General features: G+C 57.3%; 9 protein-coding genes. 5 read left to right on the top strand and 4 right to left on the bottom strand.

Going from position 1 to position 15,287, the window contains the following annotated elements:
• Positions 1–45: 45 nt before the first annotated feature.
• The gene (locus tag M3087_RS01040) at positions 46–213 is read right to left on the bottom strand and encodes a hypothetical protein (RefSeq protein ID WP_249093096.1); all 168 of its coding nucleotides are present in this window, start codon (positions 211–213) and stop codon (positions 46–48) included.
• Between the two features lie 338 nt (positions 214–551).
• On the opposite strand from M3087_RS01040, the gene M3087_RS01035 reads away from it, so the two are divergent.
• The 5 genes from M3087_RS01035 (at position 552) to M3087_RS01015 (ending at position 9,149) form a co-directional block, all read left to right on the top strand.
• A complete protein-coding gene (locus tag M3087_RS01035; protein ID WP_249093095.1) occupies positions 552–1,214 on the top strand; it encodes a hypothetical protein in 663 nt (220 codons plus the stop codon).
• 28 nt (positions 1,215–1,242) lie between these two features.
• Positions 1,243–1,917 (top strand): superoxide dismutase, encoded by a 675-nt coding sequence (locus M3087_RS01030; RefSeq protein ID WP_022384221.1) that lies wholly within the window; start codon positions 1,243–1,245, stop codon positions 1,915–1,917.
• 791 nt (positions 1,918–2,708) lie between these two features.
• The gene (locus M3087_RS01025; protein WP_249093240.1) at positions 2,709–3,536 is read left to right on the top strand and encodes an AraC family transcriptional regulator; all 828 of its coding nucleotides are present in this window, start codon (positions 2,709–2,711) and stop codon (positions 3,534–3,536) included.
• Between the two features lie 126 nt (positions 3,537–3,662).
• On the top strand, positions 3,663–4,748 hold the full coding sequence (locus tag M3087_RS01020; RefSeq protein WP_410796751.1) for an alpha/beta hydrolase: 1,086 nt from the start codon (positions 3,663–3,665) through the stop codon (positions 4,746–4,748).
• Between the two features lie 75 nt (positions 4,749–4,823).
• Positions 4,824–9,149 (top strand): hybrid sensor histidine kinase/response regulator transcription factor, encoded by a 4,326-nt coding sequence (locus M3087_RS01015; RefSeq protein WP_249093092.1) that lies wholly within the window; start codon positions 4,824–4,826, stop codon positions 9,147–9,149.
• Between the two features lie 107 nt (positions 9,150–9,256).
• Here the strand turns inward: M3087_RS01015 and M3087_RS01010 are convergent, their stop codons facing one another.
• From M3087_RS01010 to M3087_RS01000, 3 genes are all read right to left on the bottom strand, one after another.
• Positions 9,257–11,662 carry a glycoside hydrolase family 2 TIM barrel-domain containing protein gene (locus M3087_RS01010; protein WP_249093090.1) on the bottom strand — a complete coding sequence of 802 codons (2,406 nt, stop codon included), beginning with the start codon at positions 11,660–11,662 and terminating at the stop codon, positions 9,257–9,259.
• 5 nt (positions 11,663–11,667) lie between these two features.
• A complete protein-coding gene (locus tag M3087_RS01005) occupies positions 11,668–13,269 on the bottom strand; it encodes a glycoside hydrolase (RefSeq protein ID WP_249093088.1) in 1,602 nt (533 codons plus the stop codon).
• A gap of 356 nt (positions 13,270–13,625) precedes the next feature.
• Complete coding sequence (locus tag M3087_RS01000; RefSeq protein WP_249093086.1) at positions 13,626–15,284, bottom strand: RagB/SusD family nutrient uptake outer membrane protein; 1,659 nt, start codon at positions 15,282–15,284, stop codon at positions 13,626–13,628.
• Positions 15,285–15,287 lie beyond the last annotated feature (3 nt).

The following is a 15,287-nucleotide window of genomic DNA, read 5'->3' as shown; positions in this document are numbered from 1 at the left end:
GGAACATTGCTCCTTCATGAACCAATGTGCCTTCCGTGCGTCCGTTTACATAATTGATAATCGCTGAAAAGCCTGCAAATTTGATCTTCCCACCGTCACTCTTATCCTCGTAGGTCCGCCTTCGTAGAGTCCACTGTAGGTTTTGAGTGTCTGTCCGATGCTTACTTGTGTCATGAGCATCAACAATAAGGTTGAGATGATGATTCGTTTCATGTTATCAGATGATTTGAAATGCATAAACGATGAAGAAATACGCCCACTCTTCCAGTCTGTTGTTGAGCTGTATCGGTATGAGTGAACAGCACAAAGTTATGGATTTATTTGGATTGCCTGGTTCTTTTTATAAGAAAAATAAAAAACTTTTTCAATCCGGTAAGTTGGGCGTGTGCACAACTTCCTAATAAATGCAAACGGCTGGAAGAAACCTTCTCCCCATCCATTGTGGCATAGTAGTTTCTTTCTAGTTTTGTGGCGTTTCGGACCTCCTTGTTTCCTGACGCCTTGTCGACTGAGCAGCAGGACGTCTGTGAAACTAATACCATCTAAACCTTATGAAAAAGCTGGCAACCATCCTCTTGGCGGCATCCCCTCTGCTCCATGCCGCAGCACAAGAGAAACCCAGACAGGAAGTGTCTCTCCTGGCGGGACTGATTTATGACACGACCTACGAACTGGAGGCATCCTTCCATTATCTCATCCACCCCTGCATCGGTATCGGAGGCGGACTGGGATATTACAAGCAGTGGGAGGGATATGCGCCGTCCGGTGAGCTGAATTCCGGGAAATGGACTTCCTGGAATGTGGCGGATGACGACCGGAAAATCGGCAAGCTATACCTTTCTCCTTCGGTTCTGCTCCGTACGCCCCGTCTGTTCTCTATCGGCAAGTGTGGGGTGCACGTCTCCTTTCAACCGGAACTGATGGCACAACTGCCTTATACCCTCATCGATGTGGAGTATCATGACTCACGGACGAATGCTTCGAAAACAAGTCTCCGCAGTACGAACGACGGGAAGTGGCTTTTCTGGAACACGCGGACGATGCTGACCGTGTCGCATAAAAACCGTTTCTATTCCATCGGTTACCGTTTCTCCAACCTGGATGTATACTCCTCTTATCGCCCTTTGCGCATCGAGCATGCGACGTTGGGAGACTCCTATCCTTCCAAGAAGTACACTTACGGTCTTTTCGTGCAGGTAGGAGGGAGGTTTTAGTTATTTATTAATACAAAAATTGAAAACAATGAAGAAGTTCTTTTATTTCCTACTGCTTGCGATAGCCGTGCAAGGAGCGGCAGCGCAGCAAAACACATCCTTCAGTCTTATTGACTTGCCTTATCCTACCAATGGACTGGAGCCTGTCATCAGCCAAACGACCATCGAGCTGCATCATGGCAAGCACCTGCAAGGCTACGTGAACAATGTGAACAAACTCGTGAAAGACACGTCCTGGGAGGGTAAGACGATAGAGGATATCGTCAGGGGCTCCGAAGGGTCACTGTATGACAATGCGGGACAGATGCTCAACCACAATCTCTACTTCACCGCCTTCTCTCCCAACGGAGGTGGTGAGCCGACCGGTCCTCTTGCAGACGCCATCAAGGCAAAATGGGAGAGCGTGGATCATTTCAAGGAAGCCTTTGTGAAGGCCGGGACCTCGCTCTTCGGCTCTGGATGGGTATGGCTCGCCAAGGACGGTAACGGACAGTTGCTCATCAAGACCTATCCCAACGGAGGAAATCCTGTAAGAGACAATCTGACACCACTTTTGGGTTTCGACGTATGGGAGCATGCCTATTATCTCGACTATCAGAACCGAAGGGCCGACCACCTGAAAGCCCTTTGGAAAATCGTGGACTGGAACGTTGTGTCCCAACGATTCACCGACTCTCGGCCGGAGAAGAGAGACGAGCCATGACGGGGTGGGTGCAGTGAGAATACCTTTCTATTCTTCGTCCTTTCCCCATCTTGACAAAATGTCAAATGAACCGCCTGAGAGTGCCTTTCCTCGCACCAAAATACGATTTGGTGAATTTTGTGGCATTCTCAGGCGATTTGCAAAATTCACTTTGATGCCTATTTGTGCTGGATGCTGTCTTCGTGATCGGTTATACGTGTGAAGTCCTTCATTGCTAACGCACGGTGGATGCTTCGTGATGCTTTATGAAAGCTTCCGATTTATTGACGCGACTCATCTTCTGGAGAGTGAAACTTGAGATTTCTCTCTTTCATCTTCCGGATATTTGACTTTCACGGATGAAACAATATTGTTTGAGAAGTGAAACTATATTGTTTGACTCGTCAAACACTTGTGTTTCGTAGGTCAAACAATATTCTTTGGGCGTTAAAATGTAAATATCTTGGAATCGAAATGTATAGTTTTCTAAAATCAGAGGCTTTTGGGGCTACTTTCGTTAGCATTACTTTGCATTTGCTCGCTAGTTTGATGGAATTTCCAAAAGTATGCGTTAGCGGAAAATAGGGATTCCGGTGATTTTGTCAAGCAGAAAGGGAGAATGGGTTGCATTCTGTTTGTTTCGATTTTCGGAGGTGCAAGTTGAAGATGCTTGGATATAGGATGTGAATATTTTGTTTAAAAGGTTCGCTGTCGTCTTACCATCAGCCTTTCTTTCAATGGAAATCCCTATTTTTGCAGGAGAACAAGAAAAGACAACCATGAAACAGGTAGACGAGGGACAACTTGGTCCGATGAAACTGATATTCAACTATGAAGACATATTCTACAGCTTCTTTTATGATGATGTGAGCGCCTGTATCCACCGTTCACGGGAATATGCGATGAATTACGTGTATTCCGGAGAGATGGTCCTGGACTGCGGAGACGAACAGATACATGTCGGGAAGGGGGAGTGTGTCTATATCCCGCGTGACCACCATATAACAATGTATAAAAGGCCCTTGAACGGAGAGAGGTACTGTGGCATCTTCCTGAACTTCACCCGTAACTTCCTGCGGGAGATGTATGCCAAGTCCGGACCATACAAGGTTGCTGCCGACACACCGAAGCTGGAGCCGGGTGTCATCAAGTTGCCCCGGACGGCGGAGATAGTCAGCCTCTTTGCTTCGTTGACCCCGTTTTTTGACCCGGAAGTAAAGCCGCAGGAGGACTTCATGCACCTGAAGTTGCAGGAAGGGTTGCTTGCCCTGCTGCACATCGACCGACGGTTTGCACCGACACTGTTTGATTTCAACGAGCCGTGGAAAATAGATATCCTGGAGTTCATGGACAAGAATTACATGTATGAGTTCACGATGGAGGAACTGGCGCACTATACGGGCAGAAGTCTTGCGACCTTCAAACGGGACTTCAAGAAAATCAGTGACCTGACGCCTGAAAAGTGGCTCATCCGCAAACGGCTGGAGGCGGCATACGCCATGATGCAGGAAGGAGAGGCGAAAGTGGCGGATGTCTACGTCCGGGTGGGGTTTAAGAATCAGTCGCACTTCTCGACGGCATTCAAGAGGCAGTATGGTGTTGCACCGACTGAAGTGTTTCCCGTCAGCAAGAGGTCCTAGAAACAGTTTCTTCCTGCTGACCTTCTCAGCAAACGCATTTGAGCCTCACAGCAATCGGGTTGTGGGGCTCTTGTCGTATTTTTGTCCTCGGAAAAACAACGTGAAACCGTTCATGAAAACAACGTTATGAGAAGCGTACTTATCACATGCCTGTGTCTGGCTTCCTGTCTGGGAACAGGGAGTCTGCATGCACAGGACAACCAACTTAAAACGAACAGCATTATGGAAGAAAAACTGAATCTGACACAAGAGTGGGACAAGACATTCCCCCAAAGCGACCAGGTGGAACACTGCAAAGTGACATTCCGTAATCGGTATGGCATCACACTTGCCGCAGACAGGTATCAGCCGAAAGGGGCTGACGGCAAATTGCCGGCAATCGCCGTGTGTGGTCCGTTCGGAGCCGTCAAGGAGCAGGCTGCCGGGCTGTATGCGCAGGAGATGGCAAAACGGGGATTTGTCACCCTTGCTTTCGACCCTTCGTTTACGGGCGAGAGCGGAGGTCAGCCACGCTACATGACGTCGCCGGACATCAATACGGAAGACTTCTGTGCGGCGGTCGATTACCTGGTGACCAGCCCTGACGTAGACCGGGAGAAGGTGGGAATCATCGGTATCTGCGGATGGGGAGGACTCGCCATCAATGCGGCAGCTGCCGACCCCCGCATCAAGGCTACGCTTGCATCGACCATGTATGACATGAGTCGGGTGAGTGCCAACGGCTATTTCGATGCCGCCGACAATGCAGAGGCACGGAAGGCATTGAGGGAGCAGCTGGCTGCACAGCGGACGGAGGATTACCGGAACGGTACGCCCAAACTGGGTGGCGGGGTTCCTGATGTGTTGCCCGACGATGCGCCTCAGTTCCTCCGCGACTATCACGCCTATTATAAAACCAAACGGGGCTATCATCCGCGTTCCCTCAATTCCAACGGCGGACGCAATGCGACGTCTCCCATTCCCTGGATCAACTTTCCGCTGATGAGTCGTGCCGGAGAGATTGAAAGTGCCGTGATGATTGTGCACGGTGAAAAGGCGCACTCCTTCTATTTCGGCAGTGATGCCTACAAGCAGCTGACGGTCGTTCCCGGCAAAGAAAACAACAAGGTCTTCCTGGTCGTTCCCGGTGCGAACCATACGGATTTGTATGACAACTTCGACAAGATACCCTTCGACGCCATCGAGAGCTTCTTTGCTGAATACCTGCGCTAGGACAGTTCGGGGGTTCGTGTCGCGGTTTGAAAAGAAATCCCTATCTTTGTCCGTTGATTACGAACCTCCTGAACTATGGATATACGACATAAGACCTCACTCCTCTGTACCCTTCTGTTTTGTCTGCCCCTGTATCTGTGGGCGTCGGTGGAAGTGCGCTCCCGTCACATGACCACCCACGACGGCATTGCCAACAACTCCATCCGTTGCATCTTCCAGGACAGCAAAGGGTTCCTTTGGATGGGAACGCTCAACGGACTGAGCCGCTACGACGGCAGCTCGTTCCTGAATTTCTATCCCGAGACCGACAAGCTCTCGCTGGCTGACCACCGTATCCGCCGGATTGATGAGGACAAGCACGGCTTCCTGTGGATCAATCTGACCAACGAGATGTACAGCTGCTACGATTTGAACCACGGATGCTTCGTCGACTTCACCGGATGCGGGGAATACGGTGAACGCTACGGGAGCAAGCTTCAGACGTCTCTTGGCGACATCTGGTTGTGGCACAAGTCGAACGGATGTCGCTGGATCTGCTACCGTAAGCGACCTGACGGCGACGGATTCAGGTCCATCGCTTTCAAGCAGGAGAAGGGCAACCTCCCTTCCAATCATGTGAACTATGTCTATGAGGACTACCGTCAACGCATCTGGATCGGTATGGACAAGGGGGTGGCTCTGACGGAGCAGGACGGCAAGACGCGTCTGCTGGTCCGCGACCCGAATGCCTATGCGGCACAGTCGTTCGGGGAGGCAGTCTATTTCCTCTCTTCGCGCGGCGTCATCTCTGCCATTGAAGACGGAAGTGAGACTCCTGTCGAGGTGGCGCGCATCCCCCGCGTCGTTGAAGAGTCCGTCCTGGGGACCCTGTCGTTGCAGGACGACTGGTATATCTTCACCACCCGGGGAGGCTATGTCCTGCATACCCGCACGGGGCAGCTCACGTCCGCCGGACAGCTCAACATCCCCAACGCACAGGTGACGCAGGACAACCGGGGCAACTACTGGCTGTACAACGGCACCGGCGTGGTGTGGCATGTCAACGTGAAGACGCACGAGGTCATCCACTTCCGCCTGATGGAACCCTATCAGATGGGGTACATCGACCGTGAACGCTACAGCTTCGTGCACGACTCGCGCGACATTCTCTGGATGTCGACTTACGGGAACGGGCTGTTCGCCTACGACCTGCACACCGGAGAGCTGCAACACTTCACGGCGAACATGGACGGTTCGAGCCACATCCGTTCCAACTTCCTGCAATACCTGATGGAGGACAGCAGCCAGGGCATCTGGATCAGTTCGGAGTTTACGGGGGTGTCCCGTCTCTCGGTACTGAACGAGAGCGTGCAGCGTATCTACCCCAACGGCATCAACAGTCTGGGCGCTCCCAACATCATCCGGGTGGTGACCCGCCTGAAGGACGACGGACACATCTGGGTCAGTGCCCGCAACGGCAGTCTCTATGTCTGTGACAACGACCTCAACGTGCTCTCCAAGGAGCATTTCGAACATTCCAATATCTATGCCGTGGCGGAGGACCGTCAGGGGAAAGTGTGGCTGGGCAGCCGCGGCAACGGACTGCGCATCGACGGCAAATGGTACGTCAGCGACCGCGAGAAGTCCGGCAGCCTGGGGTTCAACCACATCTTCTGCTTCCTCTGTGACAGCAAGGGGCGCATGTGGATAGGGACCTTCGGCGGCGGACTGGACCTGGCTGTGCCACAGGCTGACGGCACCTACACCTTCCGTCATTTCCTGAACAAGACATACGGGCAGCGTCAGGTGCGCTCCCTGCTGGAGGACCACAACGGACGGATCTGGGTGGTGACCAGCGACGGTGCCTTCGTCTTCCGTCCCGAGGAGCTGTTGGCGGATTCTGACCGCTATGTGGAGTTCAGCAGCCGGAACGGCAAGCTGCGGAACAACGAAATCAAGTGCCTGTATGAGGACCGCAACGGACGCATGTGGCTGGGAACGTCGGGCGCGGGCATCTGTGTCTGTCAGCCGGACAAGGACCTCGCCAGCTCCACCTTCCGCCACTACACGACCAACGAGGGACTGGTGAACGACATGGTGCAGTCCATTATTGAGGACCGGGACGGACGCTTCTGGATTTCCACCGAGTATGGCATCTCCTGCTTCAATCCTTCCGACCACTCCTTCCAGAACTACTTCTTCTCCGCCTTCGAGCTGGGGAACGTGTACATCGAGAACAGCGGTTGCATGTTGCCCGACGGACGCATCGCCTTCGGTTCGAACTACGGACTGGTGGTGTTCGACCCGCGTACGGTGAAGAGCAACCATGCCTCCCAGGCATTCGACCGTGTCGTGCTGACCTCCCTGCGCATCAACGGGGTCGAGACCCGTCCGAACACACCCGGCTCTCCGCTGGAGAACGACATCGCTTACACGGACCGCCTCCGTCTGAACCACAAGCAGAACTCCCTCATCATCACCTTCTCGACCTTCAACTATTCGCCCGAGAACGAAGCCAACTATACCTACAAGCTGGAGAACTATGACAAGGAGTGGGTGGCGCCGTCGTCGTTGAACTTCGCCATCTACCGCAACCTTCCGCCGGGCAAATACGTCCTGCGTGTGAAGTCCTGCAAGGGCTCGGGGACGACGGGCTGCAAGGAGACCACACTCGACATCGTCATTGCTCCGCCTTTCTACCAGACGACGTGGGCCTATCTGTTCTACGTCCTGCTGTGCATCCTGATAGCCTGGCTGCTCTTCCGCCTGATGCACAAGTTCAACACGTTGCGCAACCGCATCGAGGTGGAGAAGCAGCTGACGGAGTACAAGCTGGTGTTCTTCACCAACATCTCGCATGAGTTCCGGACGCCGCTCACCCTGATACAGGGAGCACTGGAGCGCATCGCCGGCTTCCAGCGGATTCCCCGCGAGATGCTTCCGTCTCTGAAAATCATGGAGAAGAGCACCCTGCGTCTGCTGAGGCTCATCAACCAGTTGCTGGAGTTCCGCAAGATGCAGAACAACAAGCTGGCGCTCTCGCTCGAAGAGACTGACGTGATGGCGTTCTTCTATGAAATCTTCCTTACGTTCCGGGACATGGCTGCGTCCAAGGACATCGACTTCCGCTTCCTGCCGTCCGTGGAGTCCTACACCATGTTCATCGACAAGGGGAACCTGGACAAGGTGGTCTACAACCTGCTCTCGAATGCCTTCAAGTACACGCCTTCCAACGGACAGGTGCTCTTCCGTGTCAAGGTGAACGAGGAGGCAGGAACACTGGACATCAGTGTGTCCGACACCGGCGTGGGCATCCCCAAGGAGAAACGGGGCGAGCTGTTCAACCGCTTCATGCAGAGCAGCTTCTCTGCCAACAGTGTGGGAGTGGGGCTGCACCTGACCCACGAGCTGGTCAACATCCACAAGGGGACCATCACCTACCGGGAGAACGAGGGCGGAGGTTCGGTGTTCACTGTGACCCTTCCGCTGCATGCCGATGCCTACGAGGAGAAAGACTTCCTCAAGCCCAGCCGTCTGCAGGCGGAAGACCCGGCAATCTCCTTCCTCGACCGGGAGGAGGGGACGGAGACCGACGGACGGGACGACCTGCCCCAGCCCGGTGCGTCGCTGAACCCGCGCAAGGTGTTGATTATCGAGGACGACGACGATGTGCGCCGCTTCCTGCAGGAGGAGATAAGCCGCTACTTCGAGGTGCATGCCAAGCCCGACGGGAAGTCCGGTCTGGAGGAGGCGCGTGCCTACAACCCGGACCTGATAATCTGCGACGTCCTGATGCCCGGCATGAATGGCTTTGAGGTGACGCGTCGCCTGAAGGAGGACTTCAACACCTGCCACATCCCCGTGGTGCTGCTCACCGCACTGGACTCTGCCGACAAGCGGCTGGAAGGCATGAAGAAGGGGGCAGACCTCTACATCGGCAAGCCCTTCAGCCTGAAATACCTGCTGACCTGCATCATGAAGCTCATCGAGCAACGCGACAAGCTGCGCGACAAGTTCTCCAGGGACTCGTCGGCAAAGACCAACGTGCTGGTTGCCTCCGAGCTCGACCAGAAGTTCATTGACGAACTGAACGCACTCATCGGGCAGCGTCTGGCAGACCCCGACCTGTCCATCAACGACCTGATGACCGCCATGCATCTGGGACGCACGACCTTTAATAATAAGGTGTGCGGCATCACGGGCTATACCCCGAGCAAATACATCCGCCTGCTCCGCCTGAAGAAGTCGGCGGAGCTGTTGCTCGAACAGAAGTACAACGTCTCCGAGGTCTGCTACATGGTGGGCTTCAGCGACCCCTACTACTTCAGCAAGTGCTTCAAGCAGCAGTTCGGGGTGCCGCCTTCCTGCTATGCCGGTCAGGAAAGGGCAGGCGAACCTGAAGAGGCGGAGACGAAGGAGTAAGCCGGATAAGCAGAGAGGCACAAAGACACCGGAGCACGGTACCTGTGAGTCCTGACGTTCCGGTGTCTTTGTGCCTCTCTTGCGTGTAGGGTATCTTCCCGAGGGGCTTATTCAGCCTTCAGCCTTACGACGCAGTCCTGCAAGAGGGGAGAGGTGAAGCGGACGACAATCTCCCCTTTCTCCCCCGTGCCTTGGAGGTAAGCCAGGAGGTTGCCGTGGAAGACGCGGCGATGACGGGCGGTGTAGTCGCTCATGTCGGTGTTGTTGCCGTTCTCCAGTCCCAGCAGGCGTGCCGGGCCCTCGATGTGGCAGGAGATGTCGTTGTCGCTGAGCTTCACGACGGTCCCTTTCTCGTCCACCACTTCCACCTGGATGTGTGCCACGCCGCGGTCTGCCCGCAACACGTGCCGGTCTGCCGTCGCCCGCAAGGCATAGGGGCGGCCCGAAGAGACTATCTCGTAGGCGGACAGCACCCTGCCGTCGGTGTCGCACCCTTCCGCACGGAGCGTTCCTTCCCGGAAGGGGATGTCCCAGCTGATGATGCCGGTCTGGTCGTCGTTGGGTTTCAGGGTGCCCACTTCCTTGCCGTTGAGCAGCAGGCGGGCTTGCGGTGCATTGGTGTAGCACACGACACGTACCGGTTCGTCCGGACGGTAGTTCCAGCTGTCCCAGGCATCGGGCGAGAGGCGGGGAGCGGCAGGGTAGGTGCCGATGTAGGTCACCGGGTCTTCACGCCACAAGGCGGCACGGTGATGTCCGCGCGGCTTGGCGAAGCCGGCAAAGTCCAGCAGTCCCGTACCCAGTCCGCGTGAAGGCCATCTGCCCGACTCGCCGAGGTAGTCCATGCCCGTCCAGATGAACTGTCCGAAGATGAAGTCGCGGTCTCTCACCGCCTGCCAGGCTTCGATGCCGGAGCCCGTCTCGCTGCCGTAGATGATGCGTTTCGGGTAGGTGGCATGGTCCTCGTCGTAGCGGTTCTCCGTGTAGTTGTAGCCCACCACATCCACCGCCTGCGGATAGGCGGTCTGGTTGGACATGACCACGCCTGCCAGCGCTCCGGTCACCGGACGGCTCGTGTCCACCTTGCGTACGCAGGCTGCCAGCCGTTTGGCTATCTCGCCGATGCGCAGGGCGTCGGGTGCGTCCGGGTTGTAGCCGCCGAACATGGGCTGGTTGATGGAGGTGCCGTCCAGCACCGGATGGGAGTACGGGTCGTTGGGGTAGTCCACCTCGTTGCCGATGCTCCAGAGGAAGACCGACGGATGGTTGCGGTCGCGGCGGACCATGTCCGTTACGTCACGGTCAATCCATTCCTCGAAGAAGTCGAAGGAGCCGTCGAACGACGGTTCGCCCACGTTCCACCCTTTGACCCACTTGCGCTTGGGGAACTCCCACTCGTCCGACGCTTCGTCCATGACGAGGAGGCCCAGATTGTCGCAGAGGTCATACACGACCGGGGCTTGCGGATTATGGCTCAGACGGATGGCGTTCGCTCCGAGCACCTCCTTCACGTTCCGCAACCTACGCTCCCACACTTCGGGAGGGACGACGGCGCCCAGCACTCCGGCATCGTGGTGCAGGCAGACACCCTTCACCTTCATCCAGCGTCCGTTGAGCGCAAAGCCTTTGTCGGCGTCGAAGGTCAGCGTGCGGAGCCCTACGCGGGTCGTGGCGGCATCGATGCGTTCCGCGCCACTCAGCAGTTCAGTCTTCAGGGTGTAGAGATACGGACGGTCGAGGTCCCAGACGTGAGGATGGGAGATGCTCAGCCGCAGGCTTCGGCGGACCGTACCGGGGGCGAGCTCCCTCACCGTCTGTGTGGCGTGCGCCACTGCCTTCCCCTGCGCGTCATAGAGGGTTGAGCGGACTCGCAGCGGCTGTGTGGCGGCGGTGTGTTTCTCGATTTGCACATCCACGTCGACCGTTGCCTTCCCGGCACTCATGCGCACCAGCTTCCAGCCGATGCCCCATTGGGCGAAATGGATTTCCGGGGCTGCCACCATCCACACATCGCGGTAGATGCCCGACCCCGTGTACCAGCGCGAGTCGGCGTAGCGGCTGTGGTCCACCCGTACGGCAAGCACATTGTCGCCTCCCTGCAGGTAGGGCGTCAGGTCGTAGAGGAACGAGATGTAGCCGTTCGGGCGTTTGCCCAGCAGGTGGCCGTTGAGGTACACCTCGCTGCGGTTGTAGACGCCTTCGAAGTAGATGTAGTGGCGGGCTGCCCGGTCTGTCACACGGAAGTGCTTCCGGTACCAGGCGATGCCGCCGGGCAGGTAGCCGGTGCAGCTTGCCAGGTCGGGGGAGAGGTGTCCCTCGACCGACCAGTCGTGTGGCAGGTCGAGCTTCCGCCAGTCCTTGTCATCGAAGGTGGGGAGCGACATCAGCGAGTCGTCGGCAAGCCGGAACAGCCAGCCGTCGTTGAAGCGTGTGGCGTCGCCGAACGACACCTGTGCCGGAAGGCGGAACGTGCAGCACACGCAGAGGAGTAAGAGGTAGATGTATCGTTTCATGGGTTTCAGTTGAGTTGGTAGACGACTGTGGTTACGCTCATCGGTTCGAGCACGACGGGGCCGTCGGGGGTGACGCTGCTCTCCGCCAGCTGCTTGCGGGCTGTGGTCGTGTAGAGTCTGACGGACGCCGCCTTGCCCTGCCATCCGGTGTGGGTCTCACTGAGCCGGATGCCTTTGTCGCTCGTCAGGTTGGTGTAGACGGCGACGACCTCCTTCTTGTCCGGTGACATCCATGCCGAGGCGAAGAAGTGGCGCGACTCGTTGTAGTCCATCCGGATGCGGACGTAGCCCGGACGGATGAAGCGGCTGTAGTTGCCCAGCACCCACAGGGTGGCAGTCGGACGGTAGCTCCCCTCCTGTGCGAGGTCGCCGTTCTCGCCTCCGGCAGGTGTCAGGGCGATGAGCAGGAAGCGGTTCTGGTGTCCCCAGCGCGGCACGTCCATCGACGTCCAGAAGCTCCATGAGCCGACGCCTGCCTGCGTGAGGTCGTTGTGGATGACCTTGGACATGTAGAGGGCGATGTCCATCTCCGTCGCCTTGTCATAGCCGACGAACTCCTCGCTGCTGTAGCCGTCGCCGAGCATGCTCCACTCGCTCTGCCACAGCTCGATGTCTTTGGCTTGGGCTGCTGCTGCCACCTGCTGACGCACCTTGCGCATGCCGTTCCAGGTGCCGTCGGTCCAGTAGCTGTGTCCGCAGAGGAGGTTGGCGGTATGCTTCAGGTTGCCGATGTAGTCCGCGGAAGAGGGGGTGAAGAAGTCGGCGATGACGTTGCTCCGTGTGGCATCCCCCTTGGTCTTGTAGAGGTATTCCCAGTCGCCCGCTTCGCCGGGGAGGATGGTCACGTCCGCCTGCTTGTCGGTCAGTGCGCGGTCCAGCTCCCGGATGAGGCGTGCCACCTCGCTGTTCTGCCAGCCGCTGCCTTCCTGTCCGCTGTCCCAGTTGTATTGCGGCTCGTTGACGGGAGACAGGTGGGTGACGGGATAGCCCGCGTGCAGGTAGTGCTGCGCCACGGTGGCGAGGTAGTCGGCGAAGTCGTCGTAGGCATCCTCCTTCAGGTTGGAACAGGCGCCGCTGGCTGAGAACCCTTTGCCGTTGCGCGTGAACTGCACCGGGGGCGTATTGCTGAAGAGGACGAACGAGGGGCAGCCCATGTCCTTGGCACGCTGCATGAAGTATTGCTGTCCGCGGCAGTTGTTCCAGTCATACTGACCCGTGCCGGTGAGGAAGGAGGCGGCGCGGCGTGTCTTGTCGTCGATGCCGCTGGCGTCTCCCTGTGCGGCTGTGCCGCCACCGAGGTTGACCCTCCACTGGGAGAGGCCGATGCCTTTGGCTCTGCCGTCGGCGATGTCCGTGGAGAAGAGCAGTTCGCTGATGGCGTCACGCTGACGCGTCCAGTATTGCCCTACGTAGTCCGCCGTCCAGCAGTCGGAGGCTCCGAAGCCGCGCATCGTCTGGTAGGTGGTGCCGGCGTCGATGCTGACTGCCTTCTCCACGCTGACGAAGTCGGGTTGCTGCGGGGTGTCGGGGGTGAGGGGAGAGTCGCTGTCCGAGCAACCGGCGAGGAGGGCGGACGCGATGCTGAGTAATAGAAGGGATGGTTTCATGATGGGATGGGTTTGATGAGTTGAGTGTAACATGGATAAATGAACTGCCGCTTATAGAGAGTTTCGACCCTTATAAGCGGCAGCATGGATACAGTCGGGTGCTTCAGTCGGTCATCCCCCGGGGTCAATCCCGCAGGCACGGGGGATGAATCGGATTAAACCAGGCTTTATACGGACCTAAGTATAATACTTAGGGGGTCTAAGTATAATACTTAGGCTGGCTAAGTATAATACTTTGGTCCGTCTAAGGCAGGCTTTGTCCGTGTCTATCCCCGGGGATGATGACGGATAGGCCGGGCTCCTTCCCTTCTGACCGTGTGCCGGGAGGGGAGGAGCGGTCCGTCTCCTTCCGCCTGTCAGTTCCAGCCGGGGTTCTGCTTGATGGAGCCGTTCGACTGGGTGATTTCATACAGGGGGATGGGGAAGACCATGTCGCGGTCGGGGTCGAAGGTGATGCCCTTGTCGCTGGATTCTCCCTGGTTCTCCCATTCGTAGCGGTCGCGCGTGGCAGGGTCGGTGTTGAACTTCACGAACGAGCCGTTCGGTCCCATGAGGTTGGCGATGACCGGCTTGCCATTGTCATCCTTCCAACGGCGGATGTCGTAGAGGCGGTTCTGCTCCCACGCCAGTTCGAGGCGGCGTTCGAGCCGGATCGCCTTGCGCAGGTTGTTACCTGTTGCCGTCACGTCCGCCAGGTGTACGCGGTGGCGTACCCGGTTCAGGGCTTCCTGTGCCTCGGTGTCCTTGCCCAGCTCGTTGCTAGCCTCGGCAAACATCAGCAGCACGTCGGCGAAGCGCAGGATGCGGTGGTCGAGCGGGATGCGGTCGATGTTGTAGATTTCCGGACGTTTCTCCAGTGGCACGAAGTACTTGCGCACGATGCGGGCGGACTTGTGCTGTGCCGGGTCGATGATGTAGCAGTCCGGGTCCCAGCCGTACTCCTTCAGGTAGGCGTCATATTGCGCCATGTTCTTGCTGTTCTCCACGAACTTGTCGAACTGGTTCTCGCCGGCAATCTCCGTACAGCCGGTCTTGATGATGGTCCACTTCAGGCGGACGGTGTCTCCGGCATCGATGTATGCCTGCTCCAGGTTGGCAGTCGGCTGACCCCAGGACCAGCCGTCGCCGGGTCCCGAGCGTGCACCGGTGATGACGGTCAGGGCGCCGCCCAGCGAGTAGGTCTCGTCGTACATGTATTGCACCTCGAAGAGGCTTTCCTTGTTATTGTTGTGGTCCACGCTCCACACGTCGCCGAAGTCCTCCATCAGGTCGTACTCCTTGGAGTCGATGACCTGCTTCAGCACTTCGTAGGCTTCGCCCCACTTCTCCTGGTAGAGGTAGACCTTGCCGAGCAGTCCGAGGGCGGCACCCCGGGTGGCACGTCCGATGTCGCTGGCTGCATACTCGCTGCGCTTGGGCAGCACTTCGGCAGCCGCCTTCAGGTCCGCCTCGATGAACTTGTAGCAGTCCTCCACCGACGAACGGGTGATGCCGGCAATCTCTTCGGGCATCTTGAAGGCGTCCACCAGGGGCACTCCGCCGAAGTTGCGCACCAGCTCGAAGTAGAAGTATCCGCGGAGGAAACGCGCCTCGCCGATGAGGCGTTGCTTCAGCTGTTCGTCGGCGAGGTTGGACTTGCCGATGCGGTCGATGGCGATGTTGCAGCGCAGAATACCCTTGTAGCGGTATTGCCAGAAGTTGGAGATGGCGCCGTTGCTCTGTCCGGAGCCTTGGTAGTGTGCCAGTGAGATGTAGTCGCTCTGCGACTGGGTGGTGTTGCCCATCCAGCCGTCGTCGCTGCACATCTCCGACATCAGCCACACGGTGTTGATGTTCCACCAGCCGCCGAACGTGATGGCCTGGTAGCAGCCTGTCACGAACGACTGGGCGTCGTTGGCACTCTGGAAGTAAGTGTCAAGATTCTGTCTGCCCCGCACGTCTTCCGTCAGGAAGTCGTCGCACGACGAGAAGCACAGGGAGGCGACAGCCAATATGGTAAGTACTTTGTGTCTCATAAG

It is taken from the genome of Mediterranea sp. ET5 (assembly GCF_023337025.1).
Lineage (GTDB): Bacteria > Bacteroidota > Bacteroidia > Bacteroidales > Bacteroidaceae > Phocaeicola_A.
Note: the sequence above shows the minus strand (reverse complement) of the source record. Positions and strands in the feature narration are given on the sequence as shown.

Coding starts and splice junctions, on each gene's coding strand:
- M3087_RS01000 (WP_249093086.1), bottom strand. CDS start 15,284: ATGAGACACAAAGTACTTACCATATTGGCTGTCGCCTCCCTGTGCTTC.
- M3087_RS01040 (WP_249093096.1), bottom strand. CDS start 213: ATGAAACGAATCATCATCTCAACCTTATTGTTGATGCTCATGACACAA.
- M3087_RS01010 (WP_249093090.1), bottom strand. CDS start 11,662: ATGAAACGATACATCTACCTCTTACTCCTCTGCGTGTGCTGCACGTTC.
- M3087_RS01035 (WP_249093095.1), top strand. CDS start 552: ATGAAAAAGCTGGCAACCATCCTCTTGGCGGCATCCCCTCTGCTCCAT.
- M3087_RS01005 (WP_249093088.1), bottom strand. CDS start 13,269: ATGAAACCATCCCTTCTATTACTCAGCATCGCGTCCGCCCTCCTCGCC.
- M3087_RS01030 (WP_022384221.1), top strand. CDS start 1,243: ATGAAGAAGTTCTTTTATTTCCTACTGCTTGCGATAGCCGTGCAAGGA.
- M3087_RS01020 (WP_410796751.1), top strand. CDS start 3,663: ATGAGAAGCGTACTTATCACATGCCTGTGTCTGGCTTCCTGTCTGGGA.
- M3087_RS01015 (WP_249093092.1), top strand. CDS start 4,824: ATGGATATACGACATAAGACCTCACTCCTCTGTACCCTTCTGTTTTGT.
- M3087_RS01025 (WP_249093240.1), top strand. CDS start 2,709: ATGAAACTGATATTCAACTATGAAGACATATTCTACAGCTTCTTTTAT.